This is a genomic window from Neisseria sp. HMSC03D10, from assembly GCF_001807625.1.
In the GTDB taxonomy this organism is placed as follows: domain Bacteria; phylum Pseudomonadota; class Gammaproteobacteria; order Burkholderiales; family Neisseriaceae; genus Neisseria; species Neisseria mucosa.
This window is the reverse complement of the sequence record NZ_KV789517.1, coordinates 154,170-170,285: the sequence shown is the minus strand read 5'-3', so window position 1 is coordinate 170,285 and position 16,116 is coordinate 154,170. Positions and strand designations below refer to the sequence as shown.

The following is a 16,116-nucleotide window of genomic DNA, read 5'->3' as shown; positions in this document are numbered from 1 at the left end:
TGGGGGCCAGTTCAGTTTTCAGACGACCTTTTGGCTAATACGGTTTCAATGGTGTAAAACTGGCATCCGTATTCCTGCAAAACCCTGCGACAAGGCGTAAAAAACGCTATAATTGCTGACAATTTTCCCTTTTAGACTACCTTTTTTAGACTGAGGTCGTCTGAAAAAACAAAAAAGAAAGAAATCCGATGAAAAACTACCAAGCGCCCGACGAGAAGGGCTTTTTCGGCGAACACGGCGGACTTTATGTCTCCGAAACCCTGATTCCCGCCTTGCAAGAGCTGGCGGATGCCTATAAAGCAGCGAAAAACGACCCGTCGTTTTGGGAAGAATTCCACCGCGATTTGAAACACTACGTCGGCCGCCCCAGCCCCGTTTACCATGCCGTGCGATTGTCCGAGTATCTGGGCGGTGCGCAAATCTGGTTGAAGCGCGAAGACTTGAACCACACCGGCGCGCACAAGGTAAACAACACCATCGGTCAGGCATTGCTTGCCCGCCGCATGGGCAAAAAACGCGTCATCGCCGAAACCGGCGCGGGTCAGCACGGCGTGGCCTCCGCCACCGTCGCCGCCCGCTTCGGCATGACTTGCGACGTGTACATGGGCGCGGACGACATCCAGCGCCAAATGCCCAACGTGTTCCGCATGAAATTATTGGGCGCGAACGTGGTCAGCGTCGACAGCGGCAGCCGCACGCTGAAAGACGCGATGAACGAAGCCATGCGCGAATGGGTCGCCCGCGTGGACGACACGTTCTACATCATCGGCACCGCCGCCGGCCCCGCGCCGTATCCCGAAATGGTGCGCGATTTCCAATGCGTTATCGGCAACGAAGCCAAAGCGCAGATGCAGGAAGCCATCGGCAGACAGCCCGACGTCGCAGTTGCCTGCGTCGGCGGCGGCTCGAACGCCATCGGCCTGTTCCACCCGTATATCGGCGAAGAAAACGTGCGCCTCGTCGGCGTGGAAGCCGGCGGTTTGGGCGTAGACACTCCCGACCACGCCGCGCCGATTACCAGTAAAGCCCCCATCGGCGTATTGCACGGCTTCCGCAGCTACCTGATGCAGGACGAAAACGGCCAAGTCTTGGGTACGCACTCCGTGTCCGCAGGCTTGGATTACCCCGGCATCGGCCCGGAACACAGCCACCTGAACGACATTAATCGCGTCGAATACACCGTCGCCAAAGACGACGAAGCACTCGAAGCCTTTGATTTGTTGTGCCGCTTCGAAGGCATCATCCCCGCACTCGAATCTAGCCACGCCCTCGCATGGGCAGTCGCCAACGCGCCGAAAATGGGCAAAGACCAAGTGATTCTGGTCAACCTGTCCGGCCGCGGCGATAAAGACATCAATACCGTGGCGAAGTTGAAAGGGATTGAGTTGTAAGCATTTCCGTTGAGCGGATAAAGACAAGAGGTCGTCTGAAAACTGAGTAAATAGGTTTTCAGACGACCTTTTACCTTTTCAATAACAAAGTAAAGTTATGGAGGTTTGGTCTGCCTCATCATGCCGTTATAATGCGGGTTGCAGCATTTTGAAAGGGCAGGGTGATGGAAGAATGGTTTGAACGGACTATTATCGGCCGCTATACGGCGGAGCGGGAAAAGCAGTTTTTTGCGCATTACTTGGAGCGGTTTGCGCCTTGCGGTGTTCAAACCGTCGTCCAACAGGGCGGCGAATGGCTGAGATCGTCTGAAAACGTGGTTGCCGTTCCCCGCGATGTATTGATGACGGCGGACGCTATGGCTTGGGAGAGTCATTCTATTGATGTGCTGCTGATGCCGCACAGTCATGAAACTGCTGCGCTGACGCAAGTGCTGCATGAAGCGTCCAGGGTGTTGAAACCTGAAGGGCGGTTGGTTTTAACGGGGTTTAATCCGAAATCTTTGTGGTTTTTCAGCAGGTGGTTTGACGGAACGCGCTTGCCTAAAAAGGAGCATTGCCTGACTTTGCCGGCTTTGAAACAGCGGCTGGCGGATTTGGATTTTGAAGTGGAATTCGGAAAGTTTATGGTGTACCTGCCTGCTGTGAATTCGCAAAAGGGGCTGCGGTTTTGGCGTTTTATGGAGAAGGCGGGGGACAGGTGGTGGCCGCAGTGCGCGGCGGTGTACGGCTTGGTTTTGGTCAAACGTATGGCGGGGGTTACGCCGTTGCCGGGGTTTGAAAAAATATTGGGAACGCAGACGGTGGCTTTGGGCGCGGCGCGGATTTCGGATTGAAAAATAAGACGTTGGTAAAACCGGCATGACCAGGTTTCAGACGACCTTTTGAGGCTGAACATTTGAAAACGAGAGGTTTGACTCCATAAATATAGCCTCTTCTATATTTGTCATTCTGCCTTGAATTTGCTGCTTTCTGCCTGTAAAGCCGATTGGTTGCAAATTGTCAGGCTGCGTTGGCATCGGTAGAATCTTAGGTCGTCTGAAAAAGGCGATGTTGACTGTATTAGCTTGAGGATAAAGAAAAATGCCGGAATTGCCTGAAGTGGAAACGACGTTGCGCGGTATCAGCCCGCATATTCAAGGTAAAAAGGTGGCGGATGTCGTGTTGCGCCAAACCAAGCTGCGCTGGCAGGTCAATCCGCAGTTGGCGGAGCTTTTGGCGGGGCAGGAGGTGTTAAGCTGCCGTCGGCGGGCGAAATATTTGGTTATCGGTTTTGCAACGGGTATTTTGTTGATTCATCTAGGCATGTCGGGCAGTCTGCGGATTTTTACGGACGGCGATGCGCGGATTGATCATCCCGACAAACACGACCATGCGGATATTGTGTTTGCGGACGGAACGGTATTGCGCTATCACGACCCGCGCAAGTTCGGCGCGATTTTGTGGTATGAAGGCATTGCTGAACATCATCCGCTTCTTGAAAAACTGGGTCCCGAGCCGCTTTCAGACGACTTCTCCGCCGATTATCTGTACCAAAAATTTAAAACGCAAAAACGCGCGGTCAAACTGGCTCTGATGGACAATGCCGTCGTGGTCGGCGTAGGCAATATTTATGCGAACGAAAGCCTGTTTAAATCGGGCATATCGCCGCACCGTCCTGCGGACAAGGTTAAGAAAAAAGAATGCGCCGTCTTGGTGGAAACGATTAAAGCGGTGTTGCAGCGCGCGATTGAAACCGGCGGCAGCACGTTGCGTGACTTCGTCAATAGTGACGGCAAAAGCGGCTATTTCCAGCAGGAATATACGGTGTACGGCAGGCACAACGAACCCTGCGTCCGTTGCGGCGGTTTGGTGCAGAAAGAAGTTTTGGGGCAGCGCGGGACGTTTTATTGTCCGAACTGCCAGAAATAATGTTTGAACCTGTTTTCAGACGACCTCTTTGTCATCTGGGTCGTCTGAAAACGTTATTACTATGATTTGATACACATTTAAGACGAAAAGAAAAACAGTTATGCACTCACGAAAAGCACCGTTTTTTACCCGTTTGGGCAGGTTGTTCCACCTGACGGGATGGCTGTTCCGAACCGGAAGGCATTTGCGCCGTATCGATGCTGGCAACCCTGCCGAACGCGATCATGCGGTCATCACTCTGGGCAAAGGCGCGCTGGAAGCCTTGGATATCGAATTGGAAATCGGCACGCCGCCTGCGGATAATGTGAAGGGTGTTTTGGTGGCGGCAAACCATGTGTCTTGGCTGGATATTTTCGCCATGAGTGCGGTGTATCCGAGCAGCTTTATCGCCAAGCAGGAAATCAAAGACTGGCCGGTCTTGGGCAAAATGGGGCAAAACGCAGGCACGGTGTTTATCAACCGCAATTCCCGACGCGATGTCGAGCCGATTAACCAAGCCATTTGCGCCGCATTGAAAGCCGGGCAGAATGTCAGCTTTTTCCCCGAAGCGCGGACTTCTTTGGGCTTGGATATTTTGCCGTTCAAAGCCGCGCTCTTTCAATCCGCCATCGATGCCGACGCGCCTGTTCAGGCGGTTACGCTGCGCTATTATGATGATGCCGGAAAAAGGACGACTGTGCCGTCTTATGCACAAGTCGATTTGGTGCGCTCGCTCTGGCGCATCGTTTCCATGAAAAAGCTGCGCATCCGTATTGATTTTGCCGCCCCGATTCGCCCCGGCAAAGACGAAGACCGCTTTATGTTGAAAGACAAAGTAGAAAGCAGCATCCGCGAAGTCGTATTGTCCGACGCACACGATTCCAAAAAATAATTCCAGGCCAGGGGCTTGTTTTCTTTCAGACGACCTCTATTTAAATGAAACATTCGCAGGTTGGGTTTCATAGCTTCAGGTAATTAATATTATTTGAACTATAAATTATACAAATCAAACTCCCTGCGCTAGAATGCACACATTCACTCGTATCATTCCCTAAACCTAAAATTTCAAGGAGATCCAAAATGGCTTTGCAAGATCGTACCGGTCAAAAAGTACCTTCCGTCGTATTCCGTACCCGCGTGGGCGACACTTGGAAAGATGTTTCCACTGATGACTTGTTCAAAGGTAAAAAAGTAGTCGTATTCTCTCTGCCCGGCGCATTTACTCCGACTTGTTCTTCTTCCCACCTGCCACGTTACAACGAATTGTTCGGCGCGTTCAAAGAAAACGGCGTTGACGCAATTTACTGCGTATCTGTAAACGATACTTTCGTGATGAACGCTTGGGCTGCTGAAGAAGAAGCTGACAACATCTACATGATTCCTGATGGCAACGGCGAATTTACCGAAGGCATGGGTATGCTGGTCGGCAAAGAAGACTTGGGCTTCGGCAAACGTTCTTGGCGTTACTCCATGCTGGTTAACGACGGCGTGGTTGAAAAAATGTTCATCGAGCCTGAAGAGCCGGGTGATCCTTTCAAAGTGTCTGACGCTGACACTATGTTGAAATTCATCGCTCCTGACTGGAAAGCTCAAGAGTCTGTTGCCATCTTCACCAAACCTGGCTGCCAATTCTGCGCTAAAGCTAAAAAAGCTCTGCAAGACAAAGGTCTGTCTTACGAAGAAATCGTATTGGGCAAAGATGCAACTGTTACTTCCGTTCGCGCCATCACCGGCAAGATGACTGCTCCTCAAGTCTTCATCGGCGGCAAATACATCGGCGGCAGCGAAGATTTGGAAGCTTACTTGGCTAAAAACTAATTGCCTGATGCTTGAGACGGTTTAAACAAAGCCGTCTGAACAGAAAAATAGAGTTATTCAGACGATACGCTACACGGTCGTTCTGAATAGCTCTATATTTACAAGTAGAATTTGAGATTATTGTTTTAAATCAATATTTTAAAAATAACTATCGATTTTTTATTTTTGATAGTTTATTAAATAGGTCGTCTGAAAACCTGATACGCTTCACGCTGATACCGCTTCGGACGCTCAACAAAAAAGGACAAAGATTATGAAAAAAATTCAAGCAGATGTCGTCGTAATCGGCGGCGGTACTGCCGGCATGGGCGCGTTTCGCAATGCCCGTTTACATTCGGATAATGTTTACCTGATTGAAAACAACGTGTTCGGTACGACCTGCGCGCGCGTGGGCTGTATGCCTTCCAAACTCTTGATTGCCGCCGCAGAAGCGCGCCATCACGCATTGCATACCGACCCGTTCGGCGTGCATTTGGATAAAGGCAGCATCGTCGTCAACGGCGAAGAAGTCATGCAGCGCGTCAAATCCGAGCGCGACCGTTTTGTCGGCTTTGTCGTTGCCGATGTGGAAGAGTGGCCTGCCGACAAGCGCATTATGGGTTCGGCTAAATTTATCGACGAGAATACCGTCCAAATCGACGACCATACCCAAATCACGGTAAAAAGCTTTGTGATTGCTACCGGCTCGCGTCCCGTTATCCTGCCGCAGTGGCAGTCTTTGGGAGACCGTTTGATTATCAACGACGACGTTTTCTCATGGGATACGCTGCCTAAGAGCGTCGCCGTGTTCGGACCGGGCGTTATCGGTTTGGAACTGGGTCAGGCATTGCACCGTTTGGGCGTGAAAGTTGAAATTTTCGGCTTGGGCGGCATCATCGGCGGCATTTCCGACCCCGTCGTTTCAGACGAGGCAAAAGCTGTGTTCGGCGAAGAATTGAAACTGCATTTGGATGCTAAAACCGAGGTCAAACTCGATGCAGACGGCAATGTAGAGGTTCATTGGGAGCAGGACGGCGAAAAAGGCGTATTTGTTGCCGAATATATGCTGGCAGCCGTAGGCCGCCGTCCGAACGTTGACAATATCGGTTTGGAAAACATCAATATCGAAAAAGACGCGCGCGGCGTACCCGTTGCCGATCCGCTGACCATGCAGACCAGTATTCCGCATATCTTCATCGCGGGCGATGCGTCCAACCAACTGCCTTTGCTGCACGAAGCCGCCGACCAAGGCAAGATTGCCGGCGACAACGCGGGCCGCTATCCGAATATCGGCGGCGGTTTGCGCCGCAGCACCATCGGCGTAGTGTTCACCAATCCGCAAATCGGTTTTGTCGGTTTGAAATACGCACAGGTTGCCGCGCAATACCAACCCGACGAATTTGTCATCGGCGAAGTATCGTTCAAAAACCAAGGCCGCAGCCGCGTGATGCTGGTAAACAAAGGCCATATGCGCCTGTATGCCGAAAAAGCCACCGGCCGCTTCATCGGCGCGGAAATCTTAGGCCCTGCCGCCGAACATTTGGCGCACCTGTTGGCATGGGCGCATCAAATGAAGATGACCGTTGAGCAAATGCTGGATATGCCGTTCTACCATCCCGTTATCGAGGAAGGTCTACGTACCGCGTTGCGCGATGCCGATGCGAAGTTGAAACAGGCTTGATGGGTTGACCTAATCGGTCTGCCGGAATGAAAGGTCGTCTGAGAACTTGATTTAAGGTTTTCAGATGACCTTTTTTGTCTTTACGTTGCGGAATAAAATCAGTTGCGGAGACATTGCTGTGTAATGTGTAGTCGGATATTTATATCCGATGAATATTTGATGTTTCTGTTTTCTTTACGCGTTGTTGCAGATGGAGATGTCGGATTCAAGAATTTGACCTACGGATTTTTCGCAGTATCACAATGGCTGAACGATAAATCAAAGGGTTATGACGCTTTTGACTTAGCCGTTTTCAGATGACCTTTCGGGTTCAAATGCCATGGTAGCATCATCTGCCGTTTCATTTTTCCGATATTGCCCCGGCGAAATCCCGTATTGTTTTTTAAACGCTTTGCCAAAGTGGGTTTCGGATTGGAAGCCGACGTTCAGCGCGACGGACAGGACGGAATCGGCGGTTTGCCGCAGCAATACGGCGGCTTGGCGCAGGCGGATGAGGTTGACGAAGGCGTGGGGGCTGATGCCGGTTTGCTGTTTGAACAGGCGCATGAGTTGGGCGCGGGAGAGGTTGGCAAGCGCGGTCATTTTTTCGATGTTCCATTCGTCTTCGGGGCGGCTGACGACGGTTTGGATGAGCTGGCGCAGGCGTTTGTCGCGCAGGCCGTTGAGTATGCCGCCCAAAGGCGCTTCTCCGCCTTGTTCGAGATGGGCGCGGACGATGAGGACGAGGAGGACGGAGGAGAGGGCATTGACGATGGCGCGCGAGCCGGAAAGCGTGTGCGCGCTTTCGTATTGCAACATGGAGATAAGGCATTGTAGCGAGGGATGGTCCATCTTGATGAGGACGGTTTCGGGCAGGTCGTGCATGATGTCGGCGTGTTCGTCGTATTCGAAGCGGGCGCAGAACAAATCGAGGCTTTTTTCGCCGCCGCTGCCTGAAGATTCGATGGTAAACGCGCCATCGTTGCTGATATGAATGGTATCGCCGCAGTTGTTGCAGTCCGCTTCGCTGCTGATGATGTGTTCCGCGCTACGCGGGAAAAAGATAAGGTCGCCGGTTTGCAAGAGACGTGCTTCGGGTTCGCCTTCGATTTTGATGTAGCTTTCTCCGGCGACGACGAGGTGCGCGATGCCGTGTGCGCGTCTGCGTCCGTGCGGAGCGTACCATTTGTCGCGGAACAGGCATTGTATGTCCACGCTGCCGGTGATTTGCGCCAGTTCGATGAGTTTGTCCAAAGTGTCCATAAGTGTTTTTTGCAAGTGAATGAGATGATTTGACGATTATAATAGTCAAATTATTGCAATAATGCCATTCATCGGATGTAAAGATGGCGGATTAAATTTTAAATTCGCCATGAAAGAGCAGCATCCTTCATATCAAACACATTGGAAAGGAAATCAAAATGTTTCAAAATTGGCCCGAACACACCGCACACGTTAAAAAATCATTCGGCGAGCTGGGTAAAAACCACCCGAAAATGCTGCAAGCCTACGGCGCACTGGAACAAGCCGCCGCAGCCGAAGCATTGGATGCGAAAACCCGCGAACTGATTGCCCTCGCCGTCGCCATCACTACCCGTTGCGAAAGCTGCATCAGCGTACACGCCGCCGCAGCCGCCAAAGCGGGGGCGACTGAAAGCGAAATCGCCGGCGCGCTGGCGACCGCCATTTCCTTGAACGCAGGCGCAGCCTACACTTATGCCCTGCGTGCTTTGGAAGCGGTTGACGCGCAGCGTTGATTTTGTCTCAAAGGGTCGTCTGAAAACAACTCCCGTTTCAGACGACCCTTCTGCTGACCGAGCATTGCTTTTTGCCGCCGAACCGTTTAGATTGATATTTTTGTTCAACCGTTTGGAGAAACAACCATGAAAAAATTGCTGACTGCCGCGCTGACTGCCGCCGCACTCGTCCTTCCTGCTGCCGTATCCTATGCTGCGCCCGCTGCTAAAGCCGCCAGCGCGCAACCTGCCAAAGCAAAAGGCGTATGGATTGACGTACGTTCCGAAGAAGAATTCAAATCCGGCCACCTGCAAGGCGCGGTCAACATCCCGCACGACCAAATCGTCGAACGCATCAAAAGCGTCAGCCCCGACAAAAACGCGCCCGTCAACCTCTACTGCCGCAGCGGCCGCCGTGCCGAAGTCGCGCTTGCTGAGTTGAAAAAAGCAGGCTACACCAACGTAACCAACCACGGCGGTTACGAAGACTTGCTGAAAAAAGGTTTGAAATAACCAGCAACAAGGTCGTCTGAAACGTTTCAGACGACCTTTTATCCAAGGAAAAACATGAAACCGATACGCACCTTCGCCGCAGCCGCTATCCTCGCCGCCCTGACCGCCTGCGCTTCACATAGCGGCGATACCGCCCGACAACCCGATTCCCGACAAAGTTCAGCCATGAATCAAACCCATACCGCTGTCAGCAAATACAGCTTTGACGATACCGTCCGCCGTTTGGAAACCGCCGTCAAAGAAAAAGGCATGACCGTGTTCGCCGTCATCGACCACCAAGCCGCCGCGCGACAAAGCGGTTTGGACATGCAGCCCGCGAAAGTCATCGTCTTCGGCACGCCCAGAGCCGGCACGCCGCTGATGCAAAAAGACCCCGCCTTCGCCCTGCAACTGCCGTTGCGCGTCCTCGTTACCGAAACTGACGGCGCAGTCCAAGTCGTATTCAACGACACGCGCGCGCTGGTGTCGGGCAGCAAAATCGAGTTTGCCGAAGTGGAAAACACGCTTGCCAACGCGGAAAAACTCATCCGTAAAACGGTAACGGAATAGGGATAAACCAAATAATCGAAAGGTCGTCTGAAACCGAAAAAAAGGTTTCAGACGACCTTTATTGTTAATAGGCTTATCATTCTTCAGAAGCGTCGAATATTTCTTCGTCCCAACTGCTTTTGAGCGCGGCGTGGATGGTGTCCATGTCGAATCCGCGATAGGCGAGGAAGCGCGCTTGTTTTTGTTTGTCTTTCAAATCGGCGGCGGGTTGTTTGAATTTTTTGCGCAACACGGCAACTGCGGTTTGCAGTTCGCACGCTTTGTCAGGCATGAATTCACGGCTGACGGTTTCGTCTATGCCTTGCTGCGCCAATGCCTGTTTCAGACGCAGGGAACCGTGTTGGCGGCTTTTGCTGTGGATGTAGGCTTCGGCGTAGCGTTGGTCGGATTGCCAGTTGCGTTCGGCAAATTCGTCCAACACGTTTTCCAATTCTTCTTCACTTTCGGCATACGGGGCGAGCTTGCGCTTGAGTCCGACACGGCTGATTTCCTGTCGGGAAAGGATGTCCATCGCGCGGGCGCGCAGGGATTTTTGGGGTTTCATGCAGAGGTCGTCTGAAAAGGTCGATTCGTAGGTCAGATTCTTGAATCTGACTTGTGTGTCGTAGGATAGAGGAGAGATAAGCAACTTTCATTCCGTCATTCCCGCGTAGGCGGGAATCCAGTGATTTGAAATTAATGAAACTTTTAAACAATTCTGAAAAATCAAGGTCTGGATTGCTGCCTGCGCGGGAATGACGAATTTTTTTATTTCCACTGCTTTATTTTCAGACGACCTTTTGAAGCCGGAATAAAGGTCGTCTGAAAACAAGGATACTGATTACTCGTCGTCTTCTGCTTTTTTCGGTCGCAGGTTTTCATAAATTTCAGGCAGTGAGCCGATAATCCAGTCGGGTTGGGTCGCTTTGTCTTGCGAGAGCAGGGTCATGTCGCCGTAGCCAAAGGTAACGCCGACGCTGAGGCAGCCTGCGGCTTTGGCAGCGATGATGTCGTTGCGGGAGTCGCCGACCATGATCATGTTGGCGGGATCGATGCCCAAGACTTCGGCGGCGTGTTGCAGCGGCAGTGGGCTGGGTTTCTTTTCGGGCAGGCTGTCGCCGCCGAGAATCAGGCTGAAGTAGTCGGCGAGTCCGAGCTGTTTCAAGAGTTCGGCGGCGAGGATTTCGTTTTTGTTGGTGATGACCACCAGCGGGATGCCCAGCGATTTGAGCAATGCCAGCCCGGCTTCGGTTTCGGGGTAGGGACGGGTGAAGTCGCTCAAGTGGTCGCGGTAGTATTTCATGTAGAACACGAAACCTTTTTCCCATAAATCGGGCGCGGCTTCTTGGTCGCGGTCGTTGGTGATGACGCGGTGGACGAGTTTGCCGATGCCGTCGCCGACGTAGCTTTCTACTGTTTTGGCGGGCAGCGGCTCCATACCGAGATATTCGCGCATGGCTTCGGCTGCGGCGGCAAGGTCGGGGACGGAATCGCATAATGTGCCGTCCAAATCAAAGGCGGCGGCTTGGACGTGTTCGATGGCGGCGGTCATAATGTGTTTTGCTCATGAATGACAGGGACGCGTATTTTAACATTGTTTCCCGACAGGTAGTTTTCAGATGGATTGTTAACAATATAGTTGGAGCTTGAAATGGCATTTCATTGATTTTCAGAAGCTTTGACTTTGAAAGGCAGGCTGATTCAATTTTCAGACGACTTTTTTTAAAAACAAAGGTTTTTGGGGTGTGTTCGGAAAACGGGGATGTTTTGTAAAGGGATGGGAGAAGCAGTTTGAATGTACCCTTTTGTCGTCTGAAAAATAAAACCATATATAAATTAACTAACTCTCGTTTTTGCGACTACATGCTATTACATTTCATTTGGAAATTGGTTATAGTTACAAATGTAAAGCCTTTAAACTTCAACCCGACATAAGAAGGAAGAGAAATGTCCCAATCCGCCGCAAAAGAAACCCTTAATCCTTTCGAAATCGCCCGCAAACAGGTCAAAACCGCCTGCGACCGGCTCAATGCCGACCCTGCGGTGTATGAAATCCTGAAAAGCCCGCAACGCGTTTTGGAAGTTACCTTCCCCGTCAAACTCGACAACGGTACGGTCAAAACCTTCACCGGCTACCGTTCGCAACACAACAACGCCGTCGGCCCCTACAAAGGCGGCGTGCGTTTCCATCCCAATGTGAATTTGGACGAAGTCAAAGCCTTGTCGATTTGGATGACCATCAAATGCTGCGTTGCGGGCATTCCTTACGGCGGCGGCAAAGGAGGCATTACTTTGGATCCGCGCGATTATTCCGAAGCAGAGTTGGAACGCATTGCACGCGCTTATTCCGAAGCCATTTCCCCGCTCATCGGCGAGAAAATCGATATTCCTGCACCTGACGTGAACACCAACGGCAAAATCATGTCGTGGATGGTCGATGCCTACGAAAACGTCGTTAAAAAATCTGCGCCGGGCGTGTTCACAGGTAAACCGGTCGAATTCGGCGGCTCTTTGGCGCGTACCGAAGCGACAGGTTACGGCGTGAACTTCGCCGCCGTCCAAGCTTTGGAAAAACTCGGCAAAGACGTGAAAGGCGCGACCTACGCCATTCAGGGCTTCGGCAATGTGGGCTATCACACAGGCTATTACGCGCATCAATCCGGCGCGAAAGTCGTTGCCGTTTCCACCGTTGACGTCGCCATCTACAACGAAAACGGCTTGGATATGGAAGCCCTCTTCAAAGAGTTCCAAGAAAAAGGCTTCATTACCAACGAAGCCGGTTACGGCAAAGAAATCAGCAACGCCGAACTCTTGGCATTGGATGTGGACGTACTCGCCCCTTGCGCGCTGGAAAACCAACTGACTTCCGAAAACGCGGGCAAAGTACGCGCCAAAATCGTGGTCGAAGGCGCAAACGGCCCGACTACACCTGAAGCCGATGCCATCCTGCGTCAAAACGGCGTATTGGTCGTGCCCGATATTCTGGCGAACTGCGGCGGCGTGGTCGTTTCCTATTTTGAATGGGTGCAAAACCTGCAAGGCTATTACTGGGAATTTGACGAAGTTCAGGAAAAAGAAACCGTCGTCCTGCGCCGCGCGTTCCGCGATATTTGGAATCTGGCGCAAGAGTATGACGTGGACTTGCGTACCGCGTCTTACATGATGAGTATCCGCCGCGTTGAAAAAGCGATGAAGCTGCGCGGTTGGTACTAATTAAATTTTGAAGCGTTAGCTTGAGAAAAGGTCGTCTGAAAAATTTTCAGACGACCTTTTGGTTTGTGCGGCGGATAGTGCTTAAAAATGGAGCGGGCGGACGGGTGGCATTGCGGGACGTATGTTTGCGGATAGGGGAGGTACGTCGATTGTCAGGTTTTTGTCGGAAGAACGGGTGTGGATGTCGAGATTGACGTGCAGCGGCAAACCCGAACCGGCAGCCGGGGCGGGTTGATAGATTTTGCCGTCGAGGTTGATGCACCTGAATGGCGTTTTTTCCCCTTTACTGGAGGTGAACGCCAATTTTTCCAGTGTTTTTTCTTCATCTTTATCGGCATGGGGGTAAGACAGGCAAAGCAGTGTGCTGAATCTGCGATCCTCCTGCCAAACGGTAAACCCTGCCTTTTTGATATTCTTCACAGAATAGGCAAACTTGATTTCGTAGGGATGTTTCAGTTTGGCCTTAAAGATGGGAGAGAGCTTTTCAGACGACCCTTTGTCTAACACATAGGTGTATTGATCACCGAGCATGACCCAGCCGCCTGCAGGCGCATCTTCCGTAGCAGAGCCAAGCTTTCCGAAAGAGAGGATGCTGTCGTTGCCTTTGTGGACGGAGGGTGTGCCGTCGTCTGAAAAAGCAGTGCAGCCTGCAAGAAGGAATACTGCGGATAAAAAGGGGAAGGCGTATGTTTTCATGATGTTTGTTTGGAGGTATTTAAAATCAGGCAAATGGGGGAACGCTCAATCCGAATCGTTCCAACAAGCCGGCCGTTTCGTAAACGGGCAGGCCCATCACGCCGGTGAAACTGCCTTGCAAATGCTCGACAAACATGCCGCCCAGACCCTGAATGCCATACGCGCCCGCTTTGTCCATCGGTTCGCCGCTTCGGATATAGGCGGATATTTCGTCGGCAGACAAGGTTTTGAAACGCACGTCGCTGGTTTGCAAAACGCCGCGTGTCTTTCCTTGCCAATATACGCATACGGCGGTCAGCACCTGATGCGTCTGCCCCGAAAGCCGTGCGAGCATTTCGGCTGCTTGGGCTTCGGTTTCCGGTTTGCCGAGAATGTGGTTTTGATAGGCGACCGTAGTGTCGGCGGTCAGAATCGGATATTCGGGCTGCGCGTCGTGGGTGGCAAACCATTGCTCGACAGCGGCGGCATTTTTTTCCTGCGCCATACGTTGCACATAATCGGCGGCGTTTTCGTTGGAATGCGGTGTTTCATCGATGTCGGCAGGGATACGGATAACCGCATATCCGAGGTTTTCGAGGATTTCGCGGCGGCGCGGGCTGCCGGAGGCTAGGTAGAGTGTGTGCATAAAACTCTCTTTTTTAAGGGATATAAGGTCGTCTGAAAATTATTTTGACTGTTTGTGTTGTCCGGACAGGCGCACATAATGCGCGGACGAGTATTTCAAAAATTCTTTTTCCTTGTCGGTCAGCGGGCGGACTTGTTTGACGGGCGAGCCGACATAGAGATAGCCGCTTTCCAGCCGTTTGCGTGGCGGTACGAGGCTGCCTGCGCCTATCATCACGTCGCTTTCGACGACAGTATCGTCCAGAATAATTGTTCCCATACCAATTAAAACTCGGTCGCCGATGCGGCAGCCGTGCAGCATGACTTTGTGTCCGACGGTTACGTCTTCGCCGATGATGAGGGGCGAACCTTCGGGTTTTTCGGCGTTTTTGTGCGAAACGTGCAAGACGCTGCCGTCCTGTACGTTGCTGCGTGCACCGATGCTGATGCTGTTCACGTCGCCGCGCAAGACGGCATACGGCCAGACGGATACGTCTTCGGCAAGCGATACTTCGCCGATGATGACCGAAGTTTCATCGATAAGGCAGGATTCGTGGATTTGCGGGGTATGGTTTAAGAATGGGCGGATGGGGTTCATGTTGTCTCTTTCTTTTTGACGGTATGGCAGGTTTCAGACGACCTGCGGCTCGGTATGGCGAAAGTATGCCGTTTTGACGCAGGCGGGGCAAGGGCGGTATCTGCCAAGATGCAGTCATGTCTTTGTAAACAATATTCTTTATGGTTAAGAAACCATTTTCTGTTAAGCCGGAATCTTTTGTTTGCCGAAGGTGGGAAATTGTCCGTTATTATCTTGTAGTTGCAAGTAGCTGCAAATCATTCTCTTGCCATTTGAATTAGAATGATATATATTTTTAAAAAATATTTCATAAAATAACGAAACCCGATGGTTTGTTTTCAAACGGATTTCGCGGGTTTCCCATCCCGCAAACCTCCGCTTCCATCCCATATCTGTTTTCAAACCTATCCAATCCACCTTGTTTAAATAAAGGCGGCCTGAAGGTCGTCTGAAACTTTATGAAGGATATTCACATGAGCGAAACACAAGAGCTGACTTTTGCCAAACGGCTGAAAGAGCAAACCACCACCATTCACGACAGCGTGGACAATTTGGTTATGTCTGTCGAGCCGTTTACCAACAAAGAGAATTACATCAAATTCTTGAAGCTGCAATCCGTGTTCCACAAAGCGGTCGATCATATCTATAAAGACCCTGAGTTGAACAAGGCCATTCCCGAGCTGGAATACATGGCGCGTTACGATGCGGTAACGCAAGACTTGGCGGATTTGGGCGACAAACCTTACGAATACGGCAAACCGCTGCCGCACGAAACCGGCAATAAAGCCATCGGTTGGCTGTATTGCGCCGAAGGTTCCAATTTGGGCGCGGCATTTTTGTTTAAACACGCGCAAAAGCTGGATTACAACGGCGAACACGGCGCGCGCCACCTCGCTCCCCATCCGAACGGCCGCGGCAAACATTGGCGTGCCTTTGTCGAGCATTTGAATGCTTTGGGCTTAAGCCCTGAAGCCGAAGCCGAAGCGATTCAAGGCGCAAAAGATGCGTTTGCGTTCTACAAAGTCGTTCTGCGCGAAACCTTCGGCCTGCCTGAAGGCGCGGAAGCTCCGGAAGGCTTTGTTCCGCACCGTCATTAATGGTTTGACGATATAAGTAGAGGTCGTCTGAAACACATCTGTATACGCGGATTCATAAATTCCGCTTTCAGACGGCCTTCATACTGATGTAAGTTTAGTACCGTTTGGTTATCCGCATTTGCGGTATATTTTAATTGGTTTGATGTAAATAATTATCAAATATTTTATCACCATCATTCCAAAATACCATTATCACATTCAGGAGTTTGACCATGAAGGAATCATTTAAATTAAGTATGTTGGCGATTGCCTGCAGCATCGCATTGAGTGCATGCGGCTCAAGCGGTAGTGGTACGCCGTCTGCACAGCCTGCACCGACCCCGCAACAGCCGGGCAATAATTCCGGCTCGGGCGGAGGAGGTGATTCAAAACAAACTGAAGACGCTAAGAAAGCCGAAGAAGCCAAGAAAGCCGAAGA

Annotated in this window: 17 protein-coding genes and 1 pseudogene; 12 read left to right on the top strand and 6 right to left on the bottom strand. The window is 51.5% G+C overall.

Annotated features, from left to right (window positions below; all coding sequences use genetic code 11):
* The first annotated feature begins 188 nt into the window (after positions 1–188).
* From trpB to HMPREF3066_RS04405, 6 genes are all read left to right on the top strand, one after another.
* Positions 189–1,391: a tryptophan synthase subunit beta gene (gene trpB / locus HMPREF3066_RS04430; RefSeq protein WP_039409453.1), complete on the top strand. Its 1,203-nt coding sequence runs from the start codon at positions 189–191 to the stop codon at positions 1,389–1,391.
* A 164-nt stretch (positions 1,392–1,555) separates the two neighbouring features.
* Positions 1,556–2,224, top strand: a complete 669-nt coding sequence (locus tag HMPREF3066_RS04425) for a class I SAM-dependent methyltransferase (RefSeq protein ID WP_070440639.1) — start codon at positions 1,556–1,558, stop codon at positions 2,222–2,224.
* Between the two features lie 247 nt (positions 2,225–2,471).
* The gene (gene mutM / locus HMPREF3066_RS04420) at positions 2,472–3,299 is read left to right on the top strand and encodes a bifunctional DNA-formamidopyrimidine glycosylase/DNA-(apurinic or apyrimidinic site) lyase (RefSeq protein ID WP_070440636.1); all 828 of its coding nucleotides are present in this window, start codon (positions 2,472–2,474) and stop codon (positions 3,297–3,299) included.
* Between the two features lie 100 nt (positions 3,300–3,399).
* On the top strand, positions 3,400–4,170 hold the full coding sequence (locus HMPREF3066_RS04415; protein ID WP_070440633.1) for a 1-acylglycerol-3-phosphate O-acyltransferase: 771 nt from the start codon (positions 3,400–3,402) through the stop codon (positions 4,168–4,170).
* Between the two features lie 188 nt (positions 4,171–4,358).
* Positions 4,359–5,096, top strand: a complete 738-nt coding sequence (locus tag HMPREF3066_RS04410; protein WP_003740760.1) for a redoxin family protein — start codon at positions 4,359–4,361, stop codon at positions 5,094–5,096.
* Positions 5,097–5,349: 253 nt separating this feature from the next.
* Entirely contained in the window at positions 5,350–6,756 is a 1,407-nt protein-coding gene (locus tag HMPREF3066_RS04405) for a dihydrolipoyl dehydrogenase (protein ID WP_070440629.1), read from the top strand.
* A 282-nt stretch (positions 6,757–7,038) separates the two neighbouring features.
* On the opposite strand, the gene HMPREF3066_RS04400 is transcribed toward HMPREF3066_RS04405, so the two are convergent.
* Positions 7,039–7,998 carry a helix-turn-helix domain-containing protein gene (locus tag HMPREF3066_RS04400; protein ID WP_003778933.1) on the bottom strand — a complete coding sequence of 320 codons (960 nt, stop codon included), beginning with the start codon at positions 7,996–7,998 and terminating at the stop codon, positions 7,039–7,041.
* A gap of 158 nt (positions 7,999–8,156) precedes the next feature.
* Here HMPREF3066_RS04400 and HMPREF3066_RS04395 point away from each other — a divergent pair, with 158 nt between their 5' ends.
* The 3 genes from HMPREF3066_RS04395 (at position 8,157) to HMPREF3066_RS04385 (ending at position 9,533) form a co-directional block, all read left to right on the top strand.
* A complete protein-coding gene (locus tag HMPREF3066_RS04395; RefSeq protein ID WP_003756322.1) occupies positions 8,157–8,492 on the top strand; it encodes a carboxymuconolactone decarboxylase family protein in 336 nt (111 codons plus the stop codon).
* 126 nt (positions 8,493–8,618) lie between these two features.
* A complete protein-coding gene (locus HMPREF3066_RS04390) occupies positions 8,619–8,984 on the top strand; it encodes a rhodanese-like domain-containing protein (protein WP_070440626.1) in 366 nt (121 codons plus the stop codon).
* A gap of 54 nt (positions 8,985–9,038) precedes the next feature.
* Entirely contained in the window at positions 9,039–9,533 is a 495-nt protein-coding gene (locus HMPREF3066_RS04385; protein WP_070440623.1) for a DUF302 domain-containing protein, read from the top strand.
* A gap of 76 nt (positions 9,534–9,609) precedes the next feature.
* On the opposite strand, the gene recX is transcribed toward HMPREF3066_RS04385, so the two are convergent.
* Positions 9,610–10,077, bottom strand: a complete 468-nt coding sequence (gene recX, locus HMPREF3066_RS04380) for a recombination regulator RecX (RefSeq protein WP_039409432.1) — start codon at positions 10,075–10,077, stop codon at positions 9,610–9,612.
* A gap of 276 nt (positions 10,078–10,353) precedes the next feature.
* Positions 10,354–11,064, bottom strand: coding sequence for a phosphoglycolate phosphatase (locus HMPREF3066_RS04375; RefSeq protein ID WP_060974877.1), 711 nt, complete (start codon positions 11,062–11,064; stop codon positions 10,354–10,356).
* Between the two features lie 395 nt (positions 11,065–11,459).
* On the opposite strand from HMPREF3066_RS04375, the gene HMPREF3066_RS04370 reads away from it, so the two are divergent.
* Positions 11,460–12,725 carry a Glu/Leu/Phe/Val family dehydrogenase gene (locus HMPREF3066_RS04370; protein ID WP_045075769.1) on the top strand — a complete coding sequence of 422 codons (1,266 nt, stop codon included), beginning with the start codon at positions 11,460–11,462 and terminating at the stop codon, positions 12,723–12,725.
* An 81-nt stretch (positions 12,726–12,806) separates the two neighbouring features.
* Here HMPREF3066_RS04370 and HMPREF3066_RS04365 read toward each other — a convergent pair whose 3' ends face one another.
* The 3 genes from HMPREF3066_RS04365 to HMPREF3066_RS04355 are packed head-to-tail and all read right to left on the bottom strand — an operon-like array spanning position 12,807 to position 14,622.
* The gene (locus tag HMPREF3066_RS04365) at positions 12,807–13,421 is read right to left on the bottom strand and encodes a hypothetical protein (RefSeq protein ID WP_060974876.1); all 615 of its coding nucleotides are present in this window, start codon (positions 13,419–13,421) and stop codon (positions 12,807–12,809) included.
* Between the two features lie 25 nt (positions 13,422–13,446).
* The gene (locus HMPREF3066_RS04360) at positions 13,447–14,046 is read right to left on the bottom strand and encodes a Maf family protein (protein WP_070440620.1); all 600 of its coding nucleotides are present in this window, start codon (positions 14,044–14,046) and stop codon (positions 13,447–13,449) included.
* Between the two features lie 39 nt (positions 14,047–14,085).
* Positions 14,086–14,622: a gamma carbonic anhydrase family protein gene (locus HMPREF3066_RS04355; RefSeq protein ID WP_070440617.1), complete on the bottom strand. Its 537-nt coding sequence runs from the start codon at positions 14,620–14,622 to the stop codon at positions 14,086–14,088.
* A 452-nt stretch (positions 14,623–15,074) separates the two neighbouring features.
* On the opposite strand from HMPREF3066_RS04355, the gene HMPREF3066_RS04350 reads away from it, so the two are divergent.
* Together HMPREF3066_RS04350 and HMPREF3066_RS13505 are read left to right on the top strand one after the other, a co-directional pair.
* Complete coding sequence (locus HMPREF3066_RS04350; RefSeq protein ID WP_049226315.1) at positions 15,075–15,698, top strand: biliverdin-producing heme oxygenase; 624 nt, start codon at positions 15,075–15,077, stop codon at positions 15,696–15,698.
* Positions 15,699–15,910: 212 nt separating this feature from the next.
* Positions 15,911–16,116, top strand: a pseudogene (locus HMPREF3066_RS13505) (transferrin-binding protein-like solute binding protein); the annotation flags it as partial.

Bases quoted from the DNA above. Each gene is read 5' to 3' on its own strand.
- trpB (WP_039409453.1), top strand. From the start codon at position 189: ATGAAAAACTACCAAGCGCCCGACGAGAAGGGCTTTTTCGGCGAACAC.
- HMPREF3066_RS04425 (WP_070440639.1), top strand. From the start codon at position 1,556: ATGGAAGAATGGTTTGAACGGACTATTATCGGCCGCTATACGGCGGAG.
- mutM (WP_070440636.1), top strand. From the start codon at position 2,472: ATGCCGGAATTGCCTGAAGTGGAAACGACGTTGCGCGGTATCAGCCCG.
- HMPREF3066_RS04415 (WP_070440633.1), top strand. From the start codon at position 3,400: ATGCACTCACGAAAAGCACCGTTTTTTACCCGTTTGGGCAGGTTGTTC.
- HMPREF3066_RS04410 (WP_003740760.1), top strand. From the start codon at position 4,359: ATGGCTTTGCAAGATCGTACCGGTCAAAAAGTACCTTCCGTCGTATTC.
- HMPREF3066_RS04405 (WP_070440629.1), top strand. From the start codon at position 5,350: ATGAAAAAAATTCAAGCAGATGTCGTCGTAATCGGCGGCGGTACTGCC.
- HMPREF3066_RS04400 (WP_003778933.1), bottom strand. From the start codon at position 7,998: ATGGACACTTTGGACAAACTCATCGAACTGGCGCAAATCACCGGCAGC.
- HMPREF3066_RS04395 (WP_003756322.1), top strand. From the start codon at position 8,157: ATGTTTCAAAATTGGCCCGAACACACCGCACACGTTAAAAAATCATTC.
- HMPREF3066_RS04390 (WP_070440626.1), top strand. From the start codon at position 8,619: ATGAAAAAATTGCTGACTGCCGCGCTGACTGCCGCCGCACTCGTCCTT.
- HMPREF3066_RS04385 (WP_070440623.1), top strand. From the start codon at position 9,039: ATGAAACCGATACGCACCTTCGCCGCAGCCGCTATCCTCGCCGCCCTG.
- recX (WP_039409432.1), bottom strand. From the start codon at position 10,077: ATGAAACCCCAAAAATCCCTGCGCGCCCGCGCGATGGACATCCTTTCC.
- HMPREF3066_RS04375 (WP_060974877.1), bottom strand. From the start codon at position 11,064: ATGACCGCCGCCATCGAACACGTCCAAGCCGCCGCCTTTGATTTGGAC.
- HMPREF3066_RS04370 (WP_045075769.1), top strand. From the start codon at position 11,460: ATGTCCCAATCCGCCGCAAAAGAAACCCTTAATCCTTTCGAAATCGCC.
- HMPREF3066_RS04365 (WP_060974876.1), bottom strand. From the start codon at position 13,421: ATGAAAACATACGCCTTCCCCTTTTTATCCGCAGTATTCCTTCTTGCA.
- HMPREF3066_RS04360 (WP_070440620.1), bottom strand. From the start codon at position 14,046: ATGCACACACTCTACCTAGCCTCCGGCAGCCCGCGCCGCCGCGAAATC.
- HMPREF3066_RS04355 (WP_070440617.1), bottom strand. From the start codon at position 14,622: ATGAACCCCATCCGCCCATTCTTAAACCATACCCCGCAAATCCACGAA.
- HMPREF3066_RS04350 (WP_049226315.1), top strand. From the start codon at position 15,075: ATGAGCGAAACACAAGAGCTGACTTTTGCCAAACGGCTGAAAGAGCAA.